Consider the following 24,006-nt stretch of genomic DNA (forward strand, 5'->3'; position numbering starts at 1 on the left):
CGCCAACGAAACGCGGCGGGACCAACAACGAAGCCGGCAGGACAAACGACGATTGCGCTGCTCAAGCTACGTTCTCATCCATGGCCGCCGCGATGATCGCCGGCAGATCCGCCTCTGCCACATGGTGAAACATGTCGCCGCCCACCACCTTCATGTTCGGGCCCAGCTCACACAGACCCAGGCAGGGAAAACGATGTACGCGGAGCGGCAGCGCCTGTGACGCAATCTGCGCCTCCAGGGCATTGGCCAACGCCACGCTGCCGCGCCCGGCACATGAGGAATTGCCCGCCAGCCTTTGCTTGATGCAGACCATGATGGTTTTCATGGGCAGGCATTCTAAGCGGGTTTGACGCGGATCAAACCCCAACGCCATAAGGCGCTTGAAAAGCCTTCGCTTGCGCCCCAACTTGGTTTCATCCAAGCCATTGAATGCAAGGGAAACACCATGCGTTACGACAAACTGACCACCAAGTTCCAGCAAGCGCTTGCCGATGCACAATCGCTCGCACTGGCCAACGACAACCCCTATATCGAACCCCAGCATACGCTGGCCGCTTTGCTGGCCGATGCCGATTCGGGCGCAGCGTCGCTGCTGGCCCGTGCCGGGGTCAACGTCAACCCGCTGCGCACCGCACTGGATGGCGCAATCAAGCGGCTCACCCAGGTGCAGGGCACCGGTGGCGAGATCACCGTCTCGCGGGATCTGGGCAATCTGCTCAACCTTACCGACAAAGCCGCCACCAAGCGGGGTGACCAGTTCATTTCCAGCGACCTGTTCCTGCTGGCTCTGCTGGAAGACAAGGGCGAAACCGGCAAGCTGCTCAAGGAATACGGCGGCCGCAAGGAAGCGCTCACGGCCGCGATTGACGCCGTACGCGGCGGCGATGCGGTGAACAGTGCCGATGCCGAGCAAAAGCGCGAAGCACTGAGCAAATACACGCTCGATCTGACCGAACGCGCCCGCCAGGGCAAGCTCGACCCGGTGATCGGTCGCGATGATGAAATCCGCCGCGCGATCCAGGTGCTGCAGCGCCGTACCAAGAACAACCCGGTGCTGATCGGCGAACCCGGCGTGGGCAAGACCGCGATCGTGGAAGGCCTGGCCCAACGTATCGTGAATGGCGAAGTACCGGATTCGCTGCGCCACAAGAAGCTGCTGGTGCTCGACCTGGCCTCTTTGCTGGCCGGCGCCAAATACCGTGGCGAATTCGAAGAGCGCCTCAAGGCCGTGCTCAACGAGCTGGCCAAGGACGAGGGCAACACCATCGTCTTCATCGACGAAATCCACACCCTGGTGGGTGCCGGCAAGGCCGAAGGCGCGATGGACGCGGGCAATATGCTCAAGCCCGCGCTGGCGCGTGGCGAACTGCACTGCCTGGGCGCAACCACGCTGGATGAATACCGCAAGTACATCGAAAAGGATGCTGCGCTGGAGCGCCGTTTCCAGAAAGTGCTCGTCGATGAACCGTCGGTGGAGGACACCATCGCCATTCTGCGCGGCCTGCAGGAGCGCTACGAAATCCACCATGGCGTGGAAATCACCGACCCGGCCATTGTGGCCGCGGCCGAGCTGAGCCACCGCTATATCACCGACCGCTTCCTGCCCGACAAGGCGATTGACCTGATCGACGAGGCCGCCGCGCGCATCAAGATGGAGATCGACTCCAAGCCCGAGGTGATGGACAAGCTCGAACGTCGCACGATCCAGCTCAAGATCGAGCGCGAAGCCGTGCGCAAGGAGAAAGACGAAGCCAGCCAGCGGCGCCTTGGCCTGATCGAGGAGGAAATCACCCGCCTGGAGAAGGAATATTCCGATCTGGAAGAGGTATGGAAGGCCGAAAAAGCCGTGGTACTGGGCTCCCAAGCCATCCGCGAGGAAGTCGAGCAACTGCGGGTTGCCATGGAAGATGCCCGCCGCAAGGGTGATCTGGGCAAGGTTGCCGAACTGCAGTACGGCAAGCTGCCTGAACTCGAAGCCAAGCTGCATGCCGCCGAAGCCAACGAAGGCGGGACGCGCGTCAACAAGCTGCTGCGCACCCAGGTGGGTGCAGAAGAAATCGCCGAGGTCGTCAGCCGTGCCACCGGCATCCCGGTGAGCAAGATGATGCAGGGCGAGCGCGACAAGCTGCTGCAGATGGAAAATGCCCTGCACGACCGGGTTGTGGGTCAGGACGAGGCGGTCACGCTGGTTGCCGACGCCATCCGACGCTCGCGTTCAGGTCTGGCAGACCCGAACAAACCCTACGGCAGCTTCCTGTTCCTGGGACCGACCGGCGTGGGCAAGACTGAACTGTGCAAGGCGCTGGCGACCTTCTTGTTTGATTCGGAAGACCACCTTGTGCGCATCGACATGAGTGAATTCATGGAGAAGCACTCGGTCAGCCGCCTGATCGGCGCGCCACCCGGCTATGTGGGTTACGAAGAAGGCGGCACGCTCACCGAAGCCGTACGCCGCAAGCCGTACAGCGTGATACTGCTCGATGAGGTCGAGAAGGCCCATCCGGATGTATTCAACGTGCTGCTGCAGGTACTCGACGACGGCCGCCTCACCGATGGCCAAGGCCGTACCGTGGATTTCAAGAACACGGTAATCGTGATGACCAGCAACCTTGGCAGCCAGCATATCCAGGCCATGGCCACCGATGAGTATCAGGTCGTCAAACTGGCGGTGATGGCCGAAGTGAAAACCCACTTCCGGCCCGAGTTCATCAACCGGATCGATGAAGTGGTGGTCTTCCACGCGCTGAACGAGAAGCAGATCGCCGGCATTGCCCGCATCCAGCTACAACGTCTGCGGGCTCGTCTGGCTGCGCAAGACATGGGCATGGAAGTCAGCGATGCCGCACTCGCTCATGTGGCGGATGCGGGTTACGACCCGGTATATGGCGCGCGGCCACTCAAGCGGGCGATCCAGAGCGAGATCGAAAACCCGCTGGCCAAGGCCATCCTCGGCGGTCAGTTCGGTCCCAAGGACACCGTTCGGGTGGACTATGCGGAGGGCCGACTGCAGCTCAGCAAAGCGAGCTGAATCCATCGTGCAAAAACAAACCCCGGCACAGACCGGGGTTTGTTTTTTGCAGCGCGCCTGGCAACCAGCGCTCAGCTGACTGTCGGCTCCGGCGGGGGATCCATCTCCAGGGTCAGACCCATGTCTGCGCAGAGTTGCTGTGGCTCGCGTGTCGAGAACACCAGGGTCTGCCGCATGAAGCCCTGGCGCAGATTGACCCCCAATGATTTGGTGATCTTGTCATAGCGCGCGTTGTAGCCCTGATCGGTGCTGTCGTTCTCCGCCAGCATGGTGCCTGGCTTCTGGTAGATCTTGCCGAACGAGATGCGGGTGCAGAGCGCCGACGCATCGGCTGCCTTGATGACTTCGACCAGGTCCACCTCATTGAGCTGCAAGGCCAATACCGCCTGCCCTTCCAGTTTCTTGGCTCGGCAGGTCACGGTGAGATAGGGGGGTTTCTGTTTTCCAAGACCGAACATGGTATGAATCCGGGCCAGACTGCCCAGCGAAGAAAATGACACCCTCAGTGTAGCCGCTTGTATCGGCATCGCGGCGTAGGCTGAACAATTAGTTGAAATATTGACAAAGCCTTCTAGGCTGCTAACTGGCCCTGCTGAGTCTTCAGACATGGGACACCGAGTGCCGTACCTATAAGTCATCCACATAAAACGGTGAGGTTAGCTTGTTCCGCATTGCCCTGTTCCTGATTGCGCTGATCCCTACGTTGCTGCTGGCCCTGCTGACCGAACCTGCGTGGTGGTTACCTTTGCCCGCACTGATCGTGCTCGGCTACGCCCTGCTGCAGACGCCCAAACCGGCTCCCCAGGCTGCAACACACCTCACGGCATTTCGCGAGCCCGTCTCACTGAGCAGCCGCGACAGGGAGATCGATACCTCGCTCAGCAGCATGGTCACGCGCCAGTCACGGGCAGCGAATGAGGAGCTTTCCCGCGTTCAGTCGATCTTTGACGAAGCCATCGCCACTCTTGCCGGCAGCTTTACGGTGATTGCCGACTCGGCCAGACAGCAGCAGGAAATCGCCCTCAACAGTCTGGCAGGCGGCGAATCCGGTGGCGCGGCCAGCCTGATCGATGAGACCAGCTCCACCCTGCAACAGGTGGGCGCCGTGATGGCGGAGAACAACGCCACCGCACACAAGCTGGCCGAGGAAATCATCACCAGCAGCCAGCAGGTCAGCGAGATGCTGGTACAGATGGCCGGACTGGATGAGATCGCCAAGCGCATCCACTTTCTCTCCCTGAATGCCAGCATCGAAGCCGCACGCGCAGGTGAATCCGGCCGTGGCTTTGCGGTGGTGGCAGAAGAAGTCCATAAGCTCTCGCAGCACACCCGTGAGTTCAGCACCCGTATCCGCAAGAGCATGGAACAGGTGAGCAGCGGCATGGGGGGCATGGAAGGCGCCGTCCGCTCCATGTCGGAACGCCAAGCGGCCGAGACCCAGCGCGTACAACGCAGTGTCGGAGAAACCCTGGTCGATCTGCGTCAGCTCAACAGCAGTCAGGGGCAGGCGCTGGGCGAGTTGGGCGAGTTTGCCCGTACCACGGAGTCCGGCATTTCCACCGCAACAACCGCCCTGCAGTTCCAAGACATGGTGAACCAGTTGCTGGGCCACGCCCGCCGCCGGATCGCTACCCTGCAAGAGGCAGTGGCCGCCAGCGCCGATTGCCGCCAGCAAGGCCCAGATAGCCAGGCCTGCCGACAACTGCAGGCGCGTCTCGACGAAGCAGAAGCCAAACTCGCCCACAATCCGGTGTCGCAGAGCAGCCTCAGCTCAGGCGGCATCGAGATGTTCTGAATTAGCCAGAAAACTGGCAAACCGTTATATTCGATATTTCTAATTCAGAATGAACGACACCACCGCGACTTGAACGCTGTGGCTGCATGAGGAAAAGCATGAAAACCATCCTGACTGTCGACGACTCCACCTCCATTCGCCAGATGGTGAGTTTCACACTCAAGAACGCCGGTTATGACGTAGTCGAAGCCAGTGACGGCAATGCCGGGCTGAGCCAGGCAAAATCCCGTAACTGCCAACTGATCATTACCGACCAGAACATGCCGGGCATGGACGGGTTGACCCTGATCAAGGCCTTGCGTGCCCTGCCCGCCTACAAGAACACACCCATCCTGATGCTGACCACCGAATCCAGCGATGCCATGAAACAACAAGGCAAAGCAGCCGGCGCCACAGGCTGGATCGTCAAACCCTTCAACCCGCAGACGATGATCGATGTCGTTCGCAAGCTGATCGGCTAAGCCATATACGCCCCCAGGATCAGCAACGCACGCGGAGGACGGGATGGAGATTGATCTATCAAAGTTCTTCAGCACCTTCTTTGAAGAGGCCGAAGAGCATCTTGCGAACTTTGAGAATCTGCTGCTGGAGCTGGACTTATCCGCCCCAGAGCCCGAAGACCTGAACGCGATTTTCCGGGCGGCGCACTCGATCAAGGGGGGCGCCGGCACATTTGGTTTCAATGATCTGGCCGCACTGACGCATATCCTGGAAAACCTGCTTGATCGTGTTCGCAAAGGCACGACCGCGTTGCGGCCCGATATGGTGGATATTTTCCTGCGCACCAGCGATGTGCTGGCCGGCATGCTGGCCGTTCACCGTGATGGCGCGGCACCGGACACCGCCGCCGTTGCCGAGGTGACCGAAGCGCTGACCCGGCTGGAGCATGAGGCCATACACGGTGGCAGTCGTCCCGCTCCCGCGGTCGCCCCGACGCCGGCTCCTGCATCCACCCACGCCTCGCCCCCTGCCTGGCGCCTGACCTTGCGGCTGGATGCCAGCACGCCCCCGCAGTCCCTGATCGATGCGCTGGCGAGCTACGGCGATGTGGTCCGTCATGAGGAGCGTACGCACGATGACGGCGTACACCTCATACTGGGACTCATTGGCCCCAGTGATCAGGATCTTCGCGACGCACTGGGTTTCGTGCTGTCGGAGGACCGCTTCACCATCGAGCCGGACCCCACACACCAGCCCGCCCCGGAAACCGCAACGCTGGCAGGAGAAGGCGAGACTTTCGGCTTTTTCGACGATGAGCCGGCTGCCACACCTGCGCCAGCCCCGTTATCGGGTGAAGGCGAAGCGTTTGGCTTCTTTGACGATGACGAACCAGCCAGCACGCCGGTCGCGCCAGCCGATATCCCGGCTGTAGCCTCTAGCGATTACGGATTCTTCGAGCCGCTGCCCCCCGTCGCCCCCGATGCACCGGCAGGCCGGGAGGGCATCGACTACGGATGGCTGGACCCCAATGCTGCCAAGGCCACACCGCCAGCTCCGACACCCGCACCCGTCGCCAGTCCGGCAGTCGGTGCCCCGCCCGCGGATACCGTCGGCACAGGCCGCCGCGCTACCGACAAATCCGAGTCCGCGACCATCCGTGTCGATGTCAGCAAGGTGGACCAGCTGCTCAACTTTGTCGGCGAGCTGGTCATTACCCAGTCCATGCTTGCGCAAAGCGCCAGCAATCTGGACCCGCTCCAGCACACCCGCTTGCTGGCCGGCATCGAACAACTGCAGCGCAATACCCGCGAGCTGCAGGAATCGGTGATGTCGATCCGCATGATTCCCATGTCCACCGTGTTCAGCCGCTTCCCGCGCGTGGTGCGCGATCTGGCCGGCAAGCTGGGCAAGAAAGTGGAACTGCGGCTGGTCGGGGAACAGACCGAGCTCGACAAGGGCTTTGTGGAAAAGCTGGTCGACCCGCTCACGCATCTGGTGCGCAACAGTCTCGACCACGGCATCGAATCCACCGAGGCCCGCGTGGCCCGCGGCAAGCCGGAAACCGGCAACCTCACGCTGGCGGCATCGCAACAAGGCGGCAATGTGGTCATTGAAGTACGTGACGACGGTGCCGGCCTCAATCGCGAGCGCATTCTCGCCAAGGCGCGCGAGAACGGCATTCCGGTGACCGACAACATGAGCGACAGCGAAGTCTGGTTGCTGATCTTTGAAGCCGGCTTCTCCACCGCCGCCGAAGTGACCGATGTCTCGGGCCGCGGCGTAGGCATGGATGTGGTGCGCAAGAACATCCAGTCCATGGGCGGCACGGTCGAGATCGAATCGATGACCGGCATCGGCTCCACCATGCGCATCCGCCTGCCGCTCACGCTGGCGATTCTGGACGGCATGCTGGTGGATGCGGGTGGCGAGACGTACATCCTGCCGCTGAACGCGATCCGTGAATCGCTGCAACCCACGCCCGAGCAATGCAAGACGGTGACCGGCAGCGGTCGCGTGGTGCAGGTGCGCGAGGAATACCTGCCGCTGATCGCGCTGCATGAGGTGGTGGGCTGCCAGCCCAAATCGGCCACGCCCTCCGGGGGCATCGTGATGGTGATCGAAGTGGGCAACCAGCAGATTGCCTTGTGGGTGGACGAGCTGCTGGGGCAGCAGCAGGTGGTGGTGAAGAACCTCGAATCGAACTACCGGCGTGTGCGCGGTATTTCGGGAGCAACCATTCTTGGTGACGGCCGCGTTGCGCTGATTGTGGATATCAGCGAACTCAGCCGGACCAGTACCGGCTGAGGCGGTTCCAGCAAGCGCAATACCCGCATGGTCACATGTAGCACAGCAAGCAGAGGCAAGGAGCAGGTATGGAATTCAACACCAAAAGCGATGGCGGCCCTACCCGCGAACACCTGGTGTTCACGCTGGGCAGCGAGGAATACGCCATCGACATCCTCAAGGTGCAGGAGATACGCGGCTTTGAGTCGCCCACACGGATCGCCAATGCACCGCCATTCATCCTTGGGGTCATCAATCTGCGCGGCGCCATCGTGCCCATCATTGATTTGCGGCTGAAGTTCAAGCTGGGTGAGCCGAGTTACACCGAATTCACCGTGGTCATCATCCTCAATCTGGCCAGCCGCGTTGTCGGTGCGGTAGTCGATGGCGTATCCGATGTGATTGCGCTGACCGACAACATCGTCAAGCCCACCCCCGAATTCGGCTCGGTGGTAGACACCGCTTACATCGATGGCCTGGCGCCGATGGATGAACGCATGCTGATCCTGGTCGACATCGAGAAACTGATGACGAGCCGGGAAATGGAACTCGTAGCCGACGCCGCTACAGCGGCCTGATCACAGCGATATTGAAAAGGGGACAGGAAATGAAGAACTGGAAAATCGGCGTACGGCTCGGTTTGGGATTTGGACTGCTGATTACCTTGATGGTGGTACTGGTCGCCGTCAGCTACTCCCGATTGCAATCCGTGAATCACCGCATCCAGGACATCGTGGAAGGCGACATTGCCCGCACGAAACTGGCCAATGACATGGTGGATGCCATCCACTTCGGCATGATCTCCAGCCGTGACGTGATCATTGCCGTCGATGCCCAGAAGAAGCAGGCTGCACTCAAGGTTTACAACGATGCCGACGCCGGCTTCACCGAGGCGGTGAAGAAGCTGACCGCCATTGTGGTGGACCCCATCGAGAAGGCCCAGATTGAACGCATTGTCACGCTGAACAACGAGCTGGTCCCCCATGAGCGCAAGGTGCTGGAGCTGGGCCAGGCCGGGCAGGTTGCCGAAGCGGGCGACTACATGAATCGTGAAACCGTACCCCGGCAAGAGAACGTCAAGAACGAGATTTTCAAGCTGATCCAGGGCTATGGCGACCACTCGCTCAAGAGCTATAAGGCAGCCGAGCAAGACTACGGTGTAGCCATCACCGTGCTGCTGGTCGTCACAGGCATCGCGATTGCGCTGGGCATCCTGATCGGCTGGCTGATCACCCAATCGGTCGTCCAGCCTATCCGGCAGGCCGTCAAGCTCGCCGAAGGGGTAGCCGCGGGCGACCTGACCCAGAAAATCGAGACCGACCGTGGCGATGAGACCGGCCAGCTGATCAAGGCTCTCCGGCTGATGAACGACGGGCTGGTACAAATTGTGGGCGATATCCGTCAGAGCGTCGAAACCATCAATACCGCCTCGCAAGAAATTGCTGCCGGCAATATCGACCTGTCACAGCGCACTGAGGAGCAAGCGGCAAGCCTGGAGGAAACCGCTGCCAGCATGGAAGAGCTCACCTCCACCGTGAAGCAGAATGCCGAGAACGCCAAAGAAGCGAATCAGGTGGCCGAAAGCGCCAGCGAAATTGCCCAGAAGGGTGGTGAAGTGGTGGGCCAGGTGGTCAACACCATGGCCGAGATCAATGAATCGTCGAAGAAGATTGTCGACATCATTGGCGTGATTGACGGCATTGCTTTCCAGACCAATATCCTCGCCCTCAACGCCGCCGTGGAAGCGGCCCGGGCCGGTGAGCAAGGCCGTGGCTTTGCCGTGGTGGCTGGCGAGGTGCGCAGTCTGGCCCAACGCTCCGCCGCTGCCGCCAAGGAGATCAAGACTCTCATCGGTGATTCGGTAGACCGGGTGACCACCGGTACCGCACAAGTCGACCGCGCTGGCATCACCATGGAAGAGGTGGTCGGCAGCATCCGGCGTGTGACAGGCATCATGGCCGACATCTCGGCTGCCTCGGCCGAGCAGAGTGCAGGGATCGAACAGGTGAATACTGCGGTGACACAGATGGACGAAGTCACCCAACAGAACGCGGCCTTGGTCGAGGAAGCCGCCGCAGCCGCAGGGTCCATGCAGGATCAGGCACAACTGCTGATGGAGGCGGTGAACCGCTTCAAACTGGAAGGCGTGGCGCAGATGCGGTCCCATGCCCCCGCCCACAAGCCCGCCGCCCGCCCCGCCATCAAGGCCCCACATAAGCCCTTGACCAAGTCGGCGCACCCCGTTGTTGCCAAGTCCAGCGCCGCCAAGCACGACGATGACGACTGGTCGGAATTCTGATCGGGCGCGCACCGCTGCCGATACCTCCTCGGCTGGCGGTGAGCGCATCGTCCAGGCGGAACGGGATTACCCCTATACCCAGGCAGATTTCAAACTTGCTCGCGAAATGATCCGCGAGCGGGCCGGGGTGTCCTTGGCCGATGGCAAGCAACACATGGTTTACAACCGCCTCTCCAAGCGGGTACGGACCCTCGGGCTGAGCAGTATTTCCAGCTATCTGCTTATGTTGCGCAATAGTCCCGTTCACCCCGAATGGGACGATTTCACCAGCGCCCTGACCACGCACCTGACCGCGTTCTACCGTGAACCGCATCACTTCGCCCAGATGGGGGCCGCGCTGGCCGAGATGGGCAATGCGCCGGTACGCATCTGGTGCGCAGCCGCCTCCACCGGCGAAGAGCCCTACACGATCGCCATGACGGTGGTCGAAGCCTATGGTCGCTACGACCCACCGGTGGAGATCATCGCGACCGATATCGACACCCGCGCCCTGGCCCACGCCGCGCAAGGCATCTACTCACTGGAGCGGATTGCCAAACTGCCGGAACAGCGCATCAAGCAGTTTTTCCAGCGTGGTATCGGCACCCGGCACGGCTACGCCCGCGTACGCCCGGCACTGCGCGAACTGGTCCATTTCATGCCCTGTAATCTGCTCGATCAGCGCTGGCCGATCGCGGGGCATTTCGACTTCATTTTCTGCCGCAACGTGCTGATCTACTTTGACCGGGACGACCAGTACCGGCTCACCGCCCGCTTGGTGAACCAGCTCAAACCGGACGGCATCCTGTTCCTTGGTCATTCGGAGAACCCGCAAGGCTCGGGGCTGGTGCTCGATACCGTCGGGAAGACCGCCTACCAGCGTAGCCGGAGCAACAGGGCGCCATGAGCAACACCCGCCACGAAAAGGCGCCACCGAACCGCTATTTCGACAAACATTTCGGTCGGGACGCCGCCAAAATCCTGCCCGGCGAGTATTACGCAACCGGTCGCGGCACGTTGCTGGTGACTGTGCTGGGGTCCTGCATCGCCGTCTGCCTGCGTGACCCGTTCAACGGGGTCGCCGGCATCAATCACTTCATGCTGCCTGAGGGTCGTGAGGAACGCCCCGATCCCCTGGTCGGCCTGCCAACCCGCTATGGCGCGTTTGCCATGGAGGCCTTATTCAACGACATGCTCAAACTAGGCGCGGAACGACGTCACATGGAGGCCAAGATATTCGGCGGAGCCAACGTGATGCAGAGTCTGGAGGGCAACCATGTCGGCCGGCGGAATGTCGAGTTCATCCGCCGCTATCTGCACAATGAAAATATCCGGATCGTTGCGGAGGATTTGCTGGGCAACGATCCACGCAAGATCTACTTCTTCAGTGACGAAGGCAAGGTCAAGGTCAAACGCTTGCGCGTGCTGAACAACGACACCATCCTGCAGCGCGAACTCGAATACCGGGCGCACTTGCTGCGTGACAACATCGAAGGCAGTGTCGAGCTGTTCTGATCGTCAGCGTGGCATCCAGCCGCGACAACAGCGTCGTTCAGGACGACACGCCAGGGAGATCGCATGAAAAAGGTCATACGGATTGTCGTGGTTGATGATTCGCCACTGATGCGCAAACTGCTGACCGAGATCATCAACAGCGAATCCGATATGGAAGTGGTGGGCGCGGCGCCCGATCCACTGGCAGCTCGCGAGCTGATTCGTGCGCTCTCGCCCGATGCCATCACCCTGGATATCGAGATGCCCAAGATGAACGGGCTGGAGTTCCTCGACAAGCTGATGCGGCTCAAACCCACGCCGGTGGTGATGATCTCCACCCTCACCGCCGAAGGTTCGGGCACCGCCCTCAAGGCCCTTGAACTGGGTGCGGTGGATTGCGTGGCCAAACCGCGATCCGACCTGAGCCGGGGTCTGCGCGACATGGCCGAAGACATCGTCGAAAAGTTGCGCACAGCGGCCAATGCGCGCATCAGTCGCAGTCTGCCACGACCGGCGAGTACCGCTCCCGTCCCGCCGCGGCCCAAGCGGCCGGGCGTCAGCAGCGCTGCGCAGCACAATCGGCTGATTGCGATTGGCGCCTCTACCGGTGGCACGCAGGCACTTCAGACCTTCCTGGTGGAGCTGCCTGCCGACATACCGCCGATTGTGGTGGTTCAGCACATGCCGCCGGCGTTTACCCGGCCCTTTGCCAATCGGCTCGATGGTCTGTGTGCGGTCAAGGTCAAGGAAGCCGAGCACGGCGAGCGGCTACGCCCCGGCCATGTCTATATCGCCCCGGGTGATTACCACCTGGCCCTCACGCGCGACACCGGGCATCTGGCCTGCCAGCTGCTCGCCACCGAACGTGTCAATCGCCACCGCCCCGCCGCCGATGTGCTGTTCGACTCGGTGGCCGCACTGTGCGGCAAACGTGCCGTCGGGGTCATCATGACAGGCATGGGCAACGATGGCGCGGCAGGCATGCTCGCCATGAAACAGGCGGGTGCCTATAACTTTGCGCAAGATGAAGACAGCTGTGTGGTCTTCGGCATGCCCAAGGAGGCCATCAAAGCCGGTGGCGTCGATGAAATCCTGCCCCTGGATGACTTGGCCGGCGCCGTACTGCGCCAACTGGGTGCCGAGTGAGCCTGGCCACGCAGACAGGCTAGACGGCATCAACCCCGATAGCAGACCAATCAGGGCGAGCCTGCTGAATCAGCGCGGCTGCCGGGCCAGCCACGCCTCGAACCGCGCCTCCAGCATTGCCAGTGGCATGGCGCCATCGAGCAGGATCTGGTCATGGAAGGCCTTGATATCAAAGCGCTGGTCCAGCTGCGCTTCGGCACGCCGACGCAGTTCAAGCAGCTTGAGTTCCCCGATCTTGTAGCCCAGCGCTTGGCCTGGCCAGGCCATATAGCGCTCAATTTCCGGCACGATGGCCTGCTCCGGGCCGCCTTCATTATCGAGGGAATAAGCAATCGCCCGCTCACGGCTCCAGCCCTTGGCGTGCATGCCCGTATCCACCACCAAGCGAATGGCGCGATGCATCTCCATCAGCAGACGCCCCAGATACTGGTACGGGTCGTCATAGACACCCATCTCCACGCCCAAGCCCTCGGCGTAAAGCGCCCATCCCTCCACATAGGCATTGTTGCCCTCGCTGTAACGGCGAAAACGCGGCAGTGGCAACTCCTGCTGCAAGGACAACTGGTAGTGGTGCCCCGGCATCGCCTCATGGAGGAAGAGCGCGGTCATTTGCGGGGTGGTGTACTCACGCGGACGCGGCACCGGATCATAAAACACGCCGGGACGCGAACCGTCGGCTGTGCCTATGCTGTAATGCGCGGCGGCGGTATCGCGGGTGATGGCGGGCTCGGCGCGGATATCCAGCGGCGAGCGCGGCGTACGACCGAACAGCAGCGCCAGCTTGGGCTCCACCTTCCTGCGGATGGCCTTGTGCGCCGCAATCACGTCCGATTCATGCCTGAACGGGCGAAACATCGGGTTCGTGTTCAGCGAGGCCAGAAAAGCCTGGTAACTGCCTTCAAATCCGACGCGCTGGCGTAGCGCGTCGATCTCGGCGCGAATACGTGCGACCTCGCGCAGGCCGATGGCGTGGATGGCATCCGGGCCGAGGTTGGTCGAGGTGTTCAATCGCACCAGATACGCGTAGTAGGCCTCACCACCCGGCACCGCACCTATCCCGGCGCTGGTAGGGCAACGCGGCAGGTACTCGCGCTCGATGAAATCATGCAAGCGACGGAACGAGGGCACGATCTCCCGCTGGATCAGCTGCCGGTAAGCCTGGGTCAGGCGCTGCCGGTCGGCCTTGCTGAAATGCGCAGGCATGCGTGCGATCGGCACATGGAACCCGCTCTTGCGCACGTCCGTCACGATCTGGGAGCGCAGCTGGGGCAACACGCGCTGCATCAGGATGCGGGGCTGTACCACCCCCGCGGCCATGCCTGCCCGCATATTGACGATGGCCTGATCCATCCAGCCGGGCAGGCCCGCCAGTCGGGTCAGGAAACGCTCGTAGTCGCTCACGGTTTTGAACGGCTGTTGCTGATGCGTGCTGGCCAACTGGACCAGGGTGATCGGGGTTGCATCCATCTGGTTGATGGGTAACCAGTCGCTGCGATGTGCCAATCCTTCGAGATCCAGGCTGACCTGATCGCGCAGCAAGGCGTGATCCAGCCGCTCCGCATCGGATAAGCCGGCGGGATCGATCTGGTCCAGCTCGCGCAAGGTATCACCGAGCCAGGCCTTCACCTGCTCCCGATGCAGGGCCGAGAGGTTATTGACGAATACCCCGTCAAAACGCGCATCACCCACCGACTGGGTGGCAGAGAGCGGATTGAACGCCAGCCAGCGCTCGAAATAGCGCTCGGCCAGATCACTCATCGGCGTTGTTGCCGGTGTCGCAACCGGTGCCTTGCCTGCGTCAGCATGCGCGGGAACAAGCTGCCCGGCAGCCAGTAACACAACGGTCGCGAAAAGGGCGGCATGCAGACGGAACATGATGTTTCCTGAATTGGGCAAGGCGGGATGTCACAGTGTAGTCAGGGCGCACCAACTTACCGAATACCGTCCACCAAACCGCCCGGCGGGAGCTAAGCTTGTTGTGTAAATCCAGCGCCACACCCCGGAATCGATGGGAGATTCAGCGCGCTGGCACATGTTGCGCTGCGTTCTGTAGTAGCCTTGCGGCCGTTTTGAGCCGGGCGGGCGACCCTCGGTCGGCTCGCGCCTTCAGAGAGGGCGTCTGTCGTCATCACGATGGGCGCGGTGATCCAACCAGCTCGGTACAACCATGGCACTCCACCAACTGAACGAAGAACAGATCCAGACCTGGACGCGCGCGCAAAAGGATGAATGGTGGCTCACCACCGTCTTCCGCGGCGATATGGCCCAGCTCACGCTGCGCTCTGCGCTCACGGGCTTTCTGCTCGGCGGCATTCTGGCCGCGACCTCACTCTATATTGCCGCCAAAACCGGCATCAGCATCGGCGTGGGCCTGACATCGGTCATCCTTGCGTTCGCGCTGTTCCGCATTCTGGCTGGCAGCGGCTTGATCAAGGATTTCACCATCCTTGAAAACAACTGCAGCCAGTCCATCGCCACCGCCGCCGGTTATGTGATCACCCCGCTCACCTCCAGTCTGGCCGCCTACATGCTGCTGACCGACCGCATCATTCCGGGCTGGCAGATGGTGGTGTGGATGGTCGTCATCTCGATTCTCGGCGTGCTGATCGCGTTCCCGATGAAGCGCCGCTTCATCAACGACGAACAACTGCCCTTCCCCGAAGGCCGTGCGGCCGGCGTGGTGCTCGATTCGCTGTATCACGGCAGCGGCAACGAGGGCATGTTCAAGGCCCGTCTGCTCGCCAAGGTGGCCGTGGTGACGGGTGCGTACCAGATGCTGGTCAGCGATGGCTGGATGAAGCTGATCCAGTTCAAGATCCTGCGCATGGACCAATGGGCCGGCATGACCGAACCCTGGCATTTCCAGGAGCGGCTTGATCACTACTACTACCAGTTCGCCGCGCAGTACGAGTGGTGGATTCCCAAGATTCTGGGCGTGGAGTTCAAGACCCTGGGTCTGCGCCTGACGATGGATGCCGCCATGTTCGGGGTGGGCGGCCTGATGGGTATCCGCGTGGCAACCAGCTGTCTGCTGGGTGCCTTCATCAACTTTGTCGTGCTGGCACCGATCATGATCGATGCTGGCGATATCGTGGCCCGCACTCTGCCCGATGGCAAAGTGGTGCCTATCTCACGTGCTGAAATCGTCAACCAGTGGTCGATGTGGTGGGGCGTGGCGATGATGGTGGCGGGTTCGCTGACCAGTCTCCTGGCCAAGCCGGAAATCTTAACCAGCGCATTCAAGTCGCTGGGCCGCAAGAAGACAGCCGAGACCGAGAAGAAGGACGTACTCGCCCATATCGAAGTACCGCTGTGGGTGTCGTATATCGGCGTGCCGGTGTTCAGCGTGCTGGGCGCCTCGGTGACCCATTACTTCTTCGGCGTGCCCTGGTTGCTTGCGTTCATCTCGCTGCCGCTGATTTTCGTGCTCACCGTCATCTGTACCAACTCGATGGCGCTGACTTCGTGGACACCCACCGGCGCCCTGAGCAAGATCACCCAGTTCAGCATCGGCTCGCTCGATCGCGCCAACCCGGCCAGCAACCTGCTGCCCGCTGGTATGACGGCTGAAATCGCCGCCAACGCCGCCAACCTGCTGTCCGACATCAAGCCCGGCTACATGCTCGGCGGCAAGCCGCGTCACCAGGCCATTGGCCATGTAATCGGCATTTTTGCCGGCTCGCTGGCCTGTGTGCCGCTGTACTTCCTGCTGTTCCTGCGCCCCGATGCGAATGGCGTGGTATCGGCTTCCACCTTGCTGTCCGACCAGTTCCCCATGCCCGCCGCGATCCAGTGGAAGGGCGTAGCCGAGCTGATCGCCAATGGCGTGAGCAGCCTGCCGATGTCGGCCATCATCACCATGGTGTTCGCCATCATCGCCGCCATCGTCATTGAAACGGTGAAGATCAAGACCAAGGGTCGCTTCCCGCTGTCGTCGGTCTCCATCGGCCTTGGCGTGGTGTTGCCGCCCGAGTCGACCTTTGCCATGTGGCTCGGTGCCATGGTGTTCTGGTGGATGGGCCGCAAGTACAAGGAAGCCGGTACCAAGGGGAACGACATCTGGGTAGACGGCTGTGAACCGATCTGTGCGGGTCTGATCTCGGGTGCGGCACTGGTGGGTATCGGCAATGCCATCGTTGGCGTGTTGCTGAGCTGACGCTTCCCCTGCGGCACGCCACTCGCACGGGTGGCCAAGCTGCCGACGCAGAAAATATTTGCGTCACATTTGTCACGACAAAGCCGGCTGAACGCCGGCTTTGTCGTTTTGATACAGGACAAGTGTGCTTATAGTACGCAGGCGTACGCTATGGTCGCCCACATCTCCTTCAGTTAGGTCTGCATGTTTTCCAACTTGAGTTTCCGTGCTCGCGTTCTGCTGGTCTCCATTGTTGCCACGGCCGTGGCCTTTGCCACCGTGCAGATCGTCACCAGCACCATGTCCCGCAATCTGGCCAAACAATCTGCTTATGAAACGGCCCAGACGCTGGCGCGGGAATATGCCAACTACACCGATGCCGAGATTGAGGTCCGGGCCGATATGGTGCGCACCCTGGTCGGTGCCTTTGCCGGGATCAAGGCCAGTGGTCTGACCAATCGCGATCAGGCAGACAGCCTGCTCAAGCAGTCGATGGCGGACCTGCCTGATGTAGACAGCATCTGGGTGTCCATGGAGCCCAATGCCTTTGATGGCAAGGATGCCGACTTTGTCAGCGATCCGCGCGCCTGTGCCAACGGGGCTTATACCTCCTGGTTTGTGCGCGGCGCCAACCGCCAGCCTGAGCAGTTCCAGTACGACAAGTCCGAAATCAAGACACCGGAAGCCGCGGCCGAGGATTGCTATGGCTCCGATTATTACCAGCTGCCCAAGACACAGCTGCGTCACTTCGCGGTGGACCCCTATGTCGACCCCGACAGCAAGGTGCTGATGACATCCTATGTGGCACCAATCCAGGTCAACGGCCAGTTCGTTGGCGTGATGGGCACCGATGTCCCACTGGCCACGCTCAACGACACGCTGGGCAAGATCAAGCCCTACGGTAGCGGCTATCTGTTCCTCGTCAGCGCGGGTGGCCTGTACGCCAGCCATCCCGACAAAGCCAAGCTGGGCAAACCGGTAGATGCCGCCGCAGTGCCCGCAGAGGCGCTGGCCGCCATCAAGTCGGGCAAGTCTTACCTGTTTGAAGATGCCACTCACGCCCGCTTCTACCAGCCCCTGCAGATAGGCTACGCCAAGGAACACTGGGCGCTGGTAGTGACCGTGCCGCTTGCAGAGGTCATGGCGCCGGCCAACAAGCTGCTGTGGACTACGCTCATCATCGCGATTGTCTGCCAGCTGATACTCGCTGCCATCATGTGGGGCTGGATTGCCCGTCTGGTCTTGCCGCTGGTGCGCCTGCGCGATGCCATGCGCGAGCTGGCAACGGGCGAGGCCGACCTGACGCGCCGGCTGCCGATTGCCAACGACGACGAGATCGGCCAGACCTCCGCCGCCTTCAACCGCTTCATCGAGTCGCTCTCGGGTATCGTCCAGTCGGTCAAGCAAAGCACGGTACAGCTCAACGACCAGATCCGCGAATTGGCCCACAACGCCCAGCTGATCTCGGCCTCGTCCGCCAATCAGGCAGAGGCCGCATCGGCCTCCGCCGCTTCGCTTGAAGAGCTATCCACCAGCATCAGCCTGATTGCCGAGAACGCCGGGGTGGCAGGCAGCGACAGCGAAAAAGCACAGCGCGATGCCCATCGCGCGGTAGAGGATGTCAGCGGCACGGCCGAGGACGTAGGCAAGGTCGAGCAAGCGGTACAGCAACAAGCCAGCGCCATGGAACTGCTCGCCAGCCGTGCCCAGGCGATCAGCAGCGTGGTGGCCACCATCCGTGAAATCGCCGATCAAACCAATCTGCTGGCACTCAATGCCGCCATTGAGGCTGCCCGTGCGGGCGAACAGGGGCGCGGCTTTGCCGTTGTTGCCGACGAGGTGCGCAAACTGGCCGAGCGTACCAGTTCGGCCACGGTGGAGATCAGCCAGACCATCTCCGCCATGCAGGGAGAAACCCGCGAGGCGGTCAACGGCATCAGCCAGACCCTGAGCGTGGTGGATCAGGGCGTGAACCGTTCACGTGCAGCAGCAGAACGGATAGCCGAGATTGCCGAAAGCACACGCCACACAGCCGATGGCATGCGCGATATCGCCGTCGCCACGCGCGAGCAGTCGCAGGCGTCCAATCATATTGCGGCCAATGTCGAGCAGATCACCAGCGCGATCGGCGAGAACGATGCGGCGCTTCAGCAAGTATCGGAAAACAGCGCACAGATTTCGGCGCTGGCAGATGAGCTGGCGAGCCTCGTGGCGCGATTCCGTACTTGAGGTCAGCAGGACGTGGCACAAACAAAAACACCGGCCTCGGCCGGTGTTTTTGCTTTGCTGAGCCCTGTTCTCAGCGCGCCTGTTTTACCACAGGTCTTCTTGCGACTTGTCGAGTACCAGGTCTTCGATACGGCGACGCGCATCACCACGCTTGAGTTGCTGACGGGCATGCTGCCCGGCGCTCGCTGGCGCCTCAGTCATCAGGCGATGCAAGCTGGCTTCGGTTTTGGACTCCACCTGGGTGCGGAGTTGGGCCGGCTTGGGGTTCGTCATGATCTCCCTCCTGCTGTGTCTTGTGAACGTTGAAAAAAACCGCAAAACAGACGCCGTGGTGCTTTTCCACGGGGCGCAATTATATTACGGACCAGGTTACAGGTCATCGACAGCGGCACTTTTGCCGGCTGATTTCATGCCAGTGTCGTAGCCATGCTGAAAATGGCCGGGCGCGGCGCCCCGACCCGGTCAAAGACGCAAACGCAGCCGGTAGCGCGCCAGCAACCCGGTCAGCCACACCACGGCCAGCGCAAACAGCATCGACTTCAGCAAGCCCACGCCACCACGGAGCAGCCAATCCGGCAAGGCGAGACCTGTAGCGATCAGCAGCGGATACAGCAGATACGGCAGCAGATAGCAGGTCAGCGTGCTGGTGCCCGCCGGGCGCAAGGGCTGCAGCCAGTCGCGGCGCTGACGCACATCCATGAGCCAAGCCAGCGCCGCAAACGCCAGCATGCTGATGCCGGTACAGACCAGTACCCAAGCCGGCGTGGCGCGAATCTTGGACAGCCCGCCCAAGGGGCGCAGCGCCAGGCCCAGCGCCAGCAACACAGCCGCCGCAAGCAGCAGCACACCCAAACTGCGGACAGTCCGGCCACAAGCATGATGCTGCCGATACAAGACGACGGTACATACCCCTGCCATCGCGATCGCTGCCATGGCACCGTTTTCCGCCGGCCATACCCAGGTGCGCAAGGGCTCAAGCCAGGCCAGGTAGCCGGCATGGACGCCAATGCCGAACAACATCAGCGCAAGCCAGGACACCAGCAAGGCCCATAAACGTTCACCGAGTGCAATCAAGAGCAGGCCCGCACTCAGATAAGCCCAGCCGATCAAACCCAGAATGCCCCACCACTGTGGTGTCAGCCAGCTGGGCTCGGAGACGGTGCCACCACGGTATAGCGCCGCGAGCACAGCCAGCAGCACCCAGCCGCCCGCTTGCAGACCGCGGCGCCAGCGCGCTGACCAATCCGCCGGGTAATCCAGCCAGATCAGGAAAAACGCCAAGGTAATGCCGACCTGCCAGACTGGCTTGGGCAACCATGCCAGCGTATCGGCGTAGGTTTCGAGATTGACGTGGCATACACCCATCAGCAGCAATGCGACGCTGCGCGAGAGCACATGACCAGACAAGGTCCAAGCGCCATCACCACGCTGGCGCCGTGCATCGACCGCGAAGGGCAAGGACAGGCCGACAATGAATAGAAAAGCCGGGAATACCACGTCCGATAAGCCCATCGCATCGTCCTGTGCGGCAGCGTGGCCGAGCCAGACGGGGATATGGCTGAGTGTCCAGAAATCGTTCACCCAGATCATCAGCAACATGGTCAAGGCGCGCAGGCCATCGATGGCGGCGAGACGTGAGCTGGTGGACGGATGCATAAGTGGTATTTAAAAGGTAGCAATGTTGCCATGCTGGCATGGATTGCCCTGCACGGCCAACTCCCGTCACAACACGCGAAGGAACCGTTGTGCCGAAGCAGAGTCCGAGCTGCGCAAACAACACTTGCCGCACCGCTGACGATTCCGACACATTTCCTCGCCCGGATTGCGCGACAATCCGCCCTCGCCCGCTGACCGACCCGCCACCTGATGCACGTCCCATCCCCTTCGCACTACCCTGACTACGCATGGCGCATGCCCGATGCGCTGGTCAGCGTGCGCAAACGGCCGCTGACTGGGTCCGTATTCACCGTGTTCTTGCATGTGCTGCTGATTGCGATTCTGGTACACCAGACGCAGCAGGTCGTGAGCATGGGCAACCCGCCCAGCCGGCCCCTGTACATGCAGATTCTGGCCGACCCCGGTCTGCGCGATGTCGCACCGCCGGTCAGCGTCGCCCTGCCTCCCCTTGCCCAACCCAAACTGCCGGTGTTGCAGCCGCCGCCCGCGCCCAACGCCATTACCCCGCCATCGTGGCCGGAAGAACCTGCGCCGGTTCCGCCCAAGCCGGAACCGGCCACAGCGCCCACTCCGATTCCGCCGGGCATGGACATGAGTGAGTATCTGGCGCAGCGGCGCGCCCAACGCCTGCAGGAGCAAGGACTGGAGCCGCCGCCTCCCACCCGCGAAGAGATGCGTGCCGCCGCGATTCGACGCAATCTGCAAGGTGGCACCAACGGTGTGTTCCAGATCCTGCGCATCAACAACCGCGCGGCCACCTTCGTATTCCGCGGGTGGACCAGTGCGCTGAGCAATGTGCGCCGCGAGACTTTCGAGGTGGAGGCATCACCGGAAACCGATGTGCAACTGGCGGTGATCCGCAAGATGATCGAGATCATCCGGCGCCACTATCAGGCAGATTTCAACTGGGAATCAGACCGTCTGGGCAAGGTCGTGGTGCTATCTGCCCGACCGCAGGACACGGCCGGGCTGGAGGCATTCATGATGCGCGAGTTCTTTGGCCCGGAAAGCCGCTGACCAGCGTGTACGGCCGGTGCTTCAGGCCGAGCCGCCGGTGAAGACCAGCGTCTGAAGCACCTGATCGCCAGCCGGATTCAGCGGCAACAGGGTACCGTTCTCCAGCACCATGACATGGGGAGGCGCATCGGCATCGGGCGTATCAGTGGGGTTGTAGAGATGCCACCCCTCCTCACCGAGCGCAACAATTGCCGGCGCCATGGTCATACCGGCTTGAATGGCACTGACGACATCTGCGTACATGAGCACACCTGTGAGATTGGCAATCAAGCGGACACCCGCCTTGCCCGTACAGATGGGTGCAGTCCCGGCCAGATCAAGTCCTGCCGTTTGTCTGCTGGAGCAAGAAATGCACTAGACGACCGGTCTAGTGGCTGACTACAATCCGCCCCATGCAAGTACGCACCTTCGACGATACCCGAGAACACCTGCTCGCCACCGGCGAGGACATCATGCTGGGCAAAGGCTTTGCAGCGGTCGGCTTGGCCGAGATTCTCCAGCAGGCTGGTGTGCCCAAGGGCTCGTTTTATCACTACTTCGGCTCGAAGGAAGGCTATGGCGTTGCCTTGCTCGAGCGCTTTTTTGCGGCCTATCTGGCCAGCCTGGATGCCATAGTCAGCGACACCTCGCTCAATGGCCGCGCCAAGCTGCTGACCTACTTCGGCCGCTGGGGCGAGATTCCCAGCGATGGCAGCTGCGAATCACGTTGTCTGGTCGTCAAGCTCACCGGCGAAGTCAGTGACCTGTCCGCCGCCATGCGCCAAGCCCTGGAGCGCGGTATTGCCGGGGTCATCGAGCGACTTGGCGCCTGTGTGGTGATCGGCCGTGCCGACCGCTCCATCCCCCCCGGCGAAGCGGCCGACACACTCGCTGCCTCGCTATATCAGCTTTGGCTCGGCGCCGCGCTGGTGGCCAAGGTTCAGCGTGATCGCAGCCCTTTCGCAGCAGCCCGGCAAACTACCGAAACCCTGCTCGGCGGCATGCCGGCCACGAAGCTGAGCTGACATGCCCTACGTCAATATCAAGATCACGCGCGAAGGCGCCAGCAAGGAACAAAAGGCCCAGCTGATCGCTGGCGTCACGCAACTTTTGCAGGAGGTGCTGGGCAAGAACCCGGCCACCACCGTGGTGGTGATTGATGAAGTCGAGACCGACAACTGGGGCATAGGCGGCGAAAGCGTCACCGTGCGTCGTCAGCGCGGTAGCTGAACCAAGGTACACCACAGGCATCAACCCACTGCATCAAGGATACGCCGGCATCACCACGCTGCCGGCCAGCAGCACAGCGGCCCTCGGGCTGTTTTTTTGACACCACCACTAGACGACCGGTCTAATTGAAACATCACCTCAAGGAGCAAGACCATGGCTATCGATAAACTGCTGACCCCGCTCACCGTAGGCAAGACCCAACTCGCCAACCGCATCTGGATGGCCCCGCTGACCCGCTCGCGCGCCGCCCAGCCGGGTAACGTGCCGGCCCAGCTCAACGCCACCTATTACACCCAGCGCGCCAGCGCAGGCCTGATCGTGACCGAGGCCTCGCAAATCTCCCAGCAAGGTCAGGGCTATGCCTGGACGCCCGGTATCTATACCGATGAGCAGGAAGCCGGCTGGAAACAGGTGGTAGAACAAGTTCATGCGGCTGGCGGCAAGATCAGCCTGCAGCTGTGGCATGTGGGCCGCATCTCGCACCATCTGCATCAGGTTGATGGCGGTGCACCGGTCGCCCCATCGGCCATCAAGGCACAGAACAGCAATAGCTTTGTCGTGCTGCCCGATGGCACGCCCGCCAACCAGCCTACCGATACGCCGCGCGCCTTGGCACTCGAAGAGCTGCCCGGCATCGTCGCCGACTATGTCGCCAGCGCCCAGCGCGCCATTCGCGCGGGTTTTGACTTTGTCGAGGTGCATGGCGCCAACGGCTATCTGCTGAACCAGTTCCTTGATACCGGCGCTAACCAGCGTACCGATGCCTACGGCGGCAGCCTGGAAAACCGTGCCCGCCTGCTGCTGGAAGTGGTGGATGCGATTGCCGCCCAGATCGGCGCAGACCGCGTGGGCGTGCGCCTGTCACCGCAGGGTGTATTTGGCGACATGCGGGTAGAAGGCAGCGGCGAAACCGCGCTGTATGTGGCCAAGGCACTGGGCCAGCGCGGCATCGCCTACCTGCATATTGCGGAGCCCGACTGGGCGGGTGGTGTAGCGCTGACGCAGGCGTATCGCCAGCAACTGCGCAGCGCCTTTGGCGGTGCGCTGGTGTTCTGCGGTGGCTACGATGCCGAACGCGCCGAAGCGCTGCTGGCCTCGGGCGTAGCCGATGCGGTGGCATTTGGCCGCCCTTTCATCGCCAACCCGGATCTGGTGGCTCGCTACGCCAAGAGCGCCGCACTCAATACGCCAGACGGCAGCACCTTCTATGGTGGTGCCGAGGTGGGGTACACGGACTACCCCTTCCTGGCTGACTAAGCCAGTACAAAAAGGGC

Annotated in this window: 21 protein-coding genes; 15 read left to right on the forward strand and 6 right to left on the reverse strand. The window is 61.8% G+C overall.

The genetic code is table 11. The annotated features are described in order from the left end of the window. Positions 1-61: 61 nt before the first annotated feature. Complete coding sequence (locus O9X62_RS00625; RefSeq protein ID WP_269530838.1) at positions 62-325, reverse strand: (2Fe-2S) ferredoxin domain-containing protein; 264 nt, start codon at positions 323-325, stop codon at positions 62-64. Positions 326-445: 120 nt separating this feature from the next. Here O9X62_RS00625 and clpB point away from each other — a divergent pair, with 120 nt between their 5' ends. Next, positions 446-3,028, forward strand: a complete 2,583-nt coding sequence (gene clpB, locus O9X62_RS00630; RefSeq protein ID WP_269530839.1) for an ATP-dependent chaperone ClpB — start codon at positions 446-448, stop codon at positions 3,026-3,028. Between the two features lie 71 nt (positions 3,029-3,099). On the opposite strand, the gene O9X62_RS00635 is transcribed toward clpB, so the two are convergent. Next, a complete protein-coding gene (locus O9X62_RS00635; RefSeq protein ID WP_269530840.1) occupies positions 3,100-3,486 on the reverse strand; it encodes a hypothetical protein in 387 nt (128 codons plus the stop codon). A 203-nt stretch (positions 3,487-3,689) separates the two neighbouring features. On the opposite strand from O9X62_RS00635, the gene O9X62_RS00640 reads away from it, so the two are divergent. The 8 genes from O9X62_RS00640 (at position 3,690) to O9X62_RS00675 (ending at position 12,465) form a co-directional block, all read left to right on the forward strand. Beyond that, a complete protein-coding gene (locus tag O9X62_RS00640) occupies positions 3,690-4,823 on the forward strand; it encodes a methyl-accepting chemotaxis protein (protein WP_269530841.1) in 1,134 nt (377 codons plus the stop codon). A gap of 98 nt (positions 4,824-4,921) precedes the next feature. After that, positions 4,922-5,284 (forward strand): response regulator, encoded by a 363-nt coding sequence (locus tag O9X62_RS00645; RefSeq protein WP_269530842.1) that lies wholly within the window; start codon positions 4,922-4,924, stop codon positions 5,282-5,284. 43 nt (positions 5,285-5,327) lie between these two features. Then, positions 5,328-7,568, forward strand: a complete 2,241-nt coding sequence (locus tag O9X62_RS00650) for a chemotaxis protein CheW (RefSeq protein ID WP_269530843.1) — start codon at positions 5,328-5,330, stop codon at positions 7,566-7,568. Positions 7,569-7,636: 68 nt separating this feature from the next. Continuing rightward, positions 7,637-8,125: a chemotaxis protein CheW gene (locus O9X62_RS00655; protein ID WP_269530844.1), complete on the forward strand. Its 489-nt coding sequence runs from the start codon at positions 7,637-7,639 to the stop codon at positions 8,123-8,125. A 29-nt stretch (positions 8,126-8,154) separates the two neighbouring features. Next, complete coding sequence (locus tag O9X62_RS00660) at positions 8,155-9,846, forward strand: methyl-accepting chemotaxis protein (protein WP_269530845.1); 1,692 nt, start codon at positions 8,155-8,157, stop codon at positions 9,844-9,846. Further along, positions 9,824-10,732 carry a CheR family methyltransferase gene (locus tag O9X62_RS00665; RefSeq protein WP_269530846.1) on the forward strand — a complete coding sequence of 303 codons (909 nt, stop codon included), beginning with the start codon at positions 9,824-9,826 and terminating at the stop codon, positions 10,730-10,732. Before O9X62_RS00660 ends, O9X62_RS00665 begins: the two co-directional genes overlap by 23 nt. Beyond that, positions 10,729-11,340: a chemoreceptor glutamine deamidase CheD gene (gene cheD, locus O9X62_RS00670; protein WP_269530847.1), complete on the forward strand. Its 612-nt coding sequence runs from the start codon at positions 10,729-10,731 to the stop codon at positions 11,338-11,340. The genes O9X62_RS00665 and cheD overlap by 4 nt, the downstream gene beginning before the upstream one ends. 63 nt (positions 11,341-11,403) lie before the next feature. Then, on the forward strand, positions 11,404-12,465 hold the full coding sequence (locus O9X62_RS00675; protein ID WP_269530848.1) for a chemotaxis response regulator protein-glutamate methylesterase: 1,062 nt from the start codon (positions 11,404-11,406) through the stop codon (positions 12,463-12,465). Positions 12,466-12,534: 69 nt separating this feature from the next. On the opposite strand, the gene O9X62_RS00680 is transcribed toward O9X62_RS00675, so the two are convergent. Beyond that, entirely contained in the window at positions 12,535-14,340 is a 1,806-nt protein-coding gene (locus O9X62_RS00680; RefSeq protein WP_269530849.1) for a DUF885 family protein, read from the reverse strand. A 292-nt stretch (positions 14,341-14,632) separates the two neighbouring features. Between O9X62_RS00680 and O9X62_RS00685 the strand changes: the two genes are divergently transcribed. Together O9X62_RS00685 and O9X62_RS00690 are read left to right on the forward strand one after the other, a co-directional pair. Continuing rightward, positions 14,633-16,621: an OPT family oligopeptide transporter gene (locus O9X62_RS00685; protein WP_269530850.1), complete on the forward strand. Its 1,989-nt coding sequence runs from the start codon at positions 14,633-14,635 to the stop codon at positions 16,619-16,621. A gap of 183 nt (positions 16,622-16,804) precedes the next feature. Next, positions 16,805-18,829 carry a methyl-accepting chemotaxis protein gene (locus O9X62_RS00690; RefSeq protein ID WP_269530851.1) on the forward strand — a complete coding sequence of 675 codons (2,025 nt, stop codon included), beginning with the start codon at positions 16,805-16,807 and terminating at the stop codon, positions 18,827-18,829. Positions 18,830-18,913: 84 nt separating this feature from the next. Here O9X62_RS00690 and O9X62_RS00695 read toward each other — a convergent pair whose 3' ends face one another. Then, complete coding sequence (locus O9X62_RS00695; protein ID WP_269530852.1) at positions 18,914-19,102, reverse strand: hypothetical protein; 189 nt, start codon at positions 19,100-19,102, stop codon at positions 18,914-18,916. A gap of 189 nt (positions 19,103-19,291) precedes the next feature. Beyond that, the gene (locus O9X62_RS00700) at positions 19,292-20,485 is read right to left on the reverse strand and encodes a DUF5009 domain-containing protein (RefSeq protein ID WP_269530853.1); all 1,194 of its coding nucleotides are present in this window, start codon (positions 20,483-20,485) and stop codon (positions 19,292-19,294) included. A gap of 210 nt (positions 20,486-20,695) precedes the next feature. Between O9X62_RS00700 and O9X62_RS00705 the strand changes: the two genes are divergently transcribed. After that, the gene (locus O9X62_RS00705; protein WP_269530854.1) at positions 20,696-21,523 is read left to right on the forward strand and encodes a hypothetical protein; all 828 of its coding nucleotides are present in this window, start codon (positions 20,696-20,698) and stop codon (positions 21,521-21,523) included. A 21-nt stretch (positions 21,524-21,544) separates the two neighbouring features. On the opposite strand, the gene O9X62_RS00710 is transcribed toward O9X62_RS00705, so the two are convergent. Next, positions 21,545-21,766, reverse strand: coding sequence for a hypothetical protein (locus tag O9X62_RS00710; RefSeq protein WP_269530855.1), 222 nt, complete (start codon positions 21,764-21,766; stop codon positions 21,545-21,547). Between the two features lie 149 nt (positions 21,767-21,915). On the opposite strand from O9X62_RS00710, the gene O9X62_RS00715 reads away from it, so the two are divergent. The 3 genes from O9X62_RS00715 to O9X62_RS00725 all read left to right on the forward strand — a co-directional run bounded on the left by O9X62_RS00715 (position 21,916) and on the right by O9X62_RS00725 (position 23,989). Next, positions 21,916-22,527, forward strand: a complete 612-nt coding sequence (locus tag O9X62_RS00715; protein ID WP_269530856.1) for a TetR/AcrR family transcriptional regulator — start codon at positions 21,916-21,918, stop codon at positions 22,525-22,527. Position 22,528: 1 nt separating this feature from the next. Continuing rightward, positions 22,529-22,732, forward strand: a complete 204-nt coding sequence (locus O9X62_RS00720) for a 4-oxalocrotonate tautomerase family protein (protein WP_269530857.1) — start codon at positions 22,529-22,531, stop codon at positions 22,730-22,732. 153 nt (positions 22,733-22,885) lie between these two features. Further along, positions 22,886-23,989 carry an alkene reductase gene (locus O9X62_RS00725; protein ID WP_269530858.1) on the forward strand — a complete coding sequence of 368 codons (1,104 nt, stop codon included), beginning with the start codon at positions 22,886-22,888 and terminating at the stop codon, positions 23,987-23,989. The last annotated feature ends 17 nt before the right edge of the window (positions 23,990-24,006 follow it).

Source organism: Chitinimonas sp. BJYL2, from assembly GCF_027257935.1.
Lineage (GTDB): Bacteria > Pseudomonadota > Gammaproteobacteria > Burkholderiales > Chitinimonadaceae > Chitinimonas.

Bases quoted from the DNA above. Each gene is read 5' to 3' on its own strand.
- O9X62_RS00625 (WP_269530838.1), bottom strand. From the start codon at position 325: ATGAAAACCATCATGGTCTGCATCAAGCAAAGGCTGGCGGGCAATTCC.
- clpB (WP_269530839.1), top strand. From the start codon at position 446: ATGCGTTACGACAAACTGACCACCAAGTTCCAGCAAGCGCTTGCCGAT.
- O9X62_RS00635 (WP_269530840.1), bottom strand. From the start codon at position 3,486: ATGTTCGGTCTTGGAAAACAGAAACCCCCCTATCTCACCGTGACCTGC.
- O9X62_RS00645 (WP_269530842.1), top strand. From the start codon at position 4,922: ATGAAAACCATCCTGACTGTCGACGACTCCACCTCCATTCGCCAGATG.
- O9X62_RS00650 (WP_269530843.1), top strand. From the start codon at position 5,328: ATGGAGATTGATCTATCAAAGTTCTTCAGCACCTTCTTTGAAGAGGCC.
- O9X62_RS00655 (WP_269530844.1), top strand. From the start codon at position 7,637: ATGGAATTCAACACCAAAAGCGATGGCGGCCCTACCCGCGAACACCTG.
- O9X62_RS00660 (WP_269530845.1), top strand. From the start codon at position 8,155: ATGAAGAACTGGAAAATCGGCGTACGGCTCGGTTTGGGATTTGGACTG.
- O9X62_RS00665 (WP_269530846.1), top strand. From the start codon at position 9,824: ATGACGACTGGTCGGAATTCTGATCGGGCGCGCACCGCTGCCGATACC.
- cheD (WP_269530847.1), top strand. From the start codon at position 10,729: ATGAGCAACACCCGCCACGAAAAGGCGCCACCGAACCGCTATTTCGAC.
- O9X62_RS00675 (WP_269530848.1), top strand. From the start codon at position 11,404: ATGAAAAAGGTCATACGGATTGTCGTGGTTGATGATTCGCCACTGATG.
- O9X62_RS00680 (WP_269530849.1), bottom strand. From the start codon at position 14,340: ATGTTCCGTCTGCATGCCGCCCTTTTCGCGACCGTTGTGTTACTGGCT.
- O9X62_RS00685 (WP_269530850.1), top strand. From the start codon at position 14,633: ATGGCACTCCACCAACTGAACGAAGAACAGATCCAGACCTGGACGCGC.
- O9X62_RS00690 (WP_269530851.1), top strand. From the start codon at position 16,805: ATGTTTTCCAACTTGAGTTTCCGTGCTCGCGTTCTGCTGGTCTCCATT.
- O9X62_RS00695 (WP_269530852.1), bottom strand. From the start codon at position 19,102: ATGACGAACCCCAAGCCGGCCCAACTCCGCACCCAGGTGGAGTCCAAA.
- O9X62_RS00700 (WP_269530853.1), bottom strand. From the start codon at position 20,485: ATGCATCCGTCCACCAGCTCACGTCTCGCCGCCATCGATGGCCTGCGC.
- O9X62_RS00705 (WP_269530854.1), top strand. From the start codon at position 20,696: ATGCACGTCCCATCCCCTTCGCACTACCCTGACTACGCATGGCGCATG.
- O9X62_RS00710 (WP_269530855.1), bottom strand. From the start codon at position 21,766: ATGTACGCAGATGTCGTCAGTGCCATTCAAGCCGGTATGACCATGGCG.
- O9X62_RS00715 (WP_269530856.1), top strand. From the start codon at position 21,916: ATGCAAGTACGCACCTTCGACGATACCCGAGAACACCTGCTCGCCACC.
- O9X62_RS00720 (WP_269530857.1), top strand. From the start codon at position 22,529: ATGCCCTACGTCAATATCAAGATCACGCGCGAAGGCGCCAGCAAGGAA.
- O9X62_RS00725 (WP_269530858.1), top strand. From the start codon at position 22,886: ATGGCTATCGATAAACTGCTGACCCCGCTCACCGTAGGCAAGACCCAA.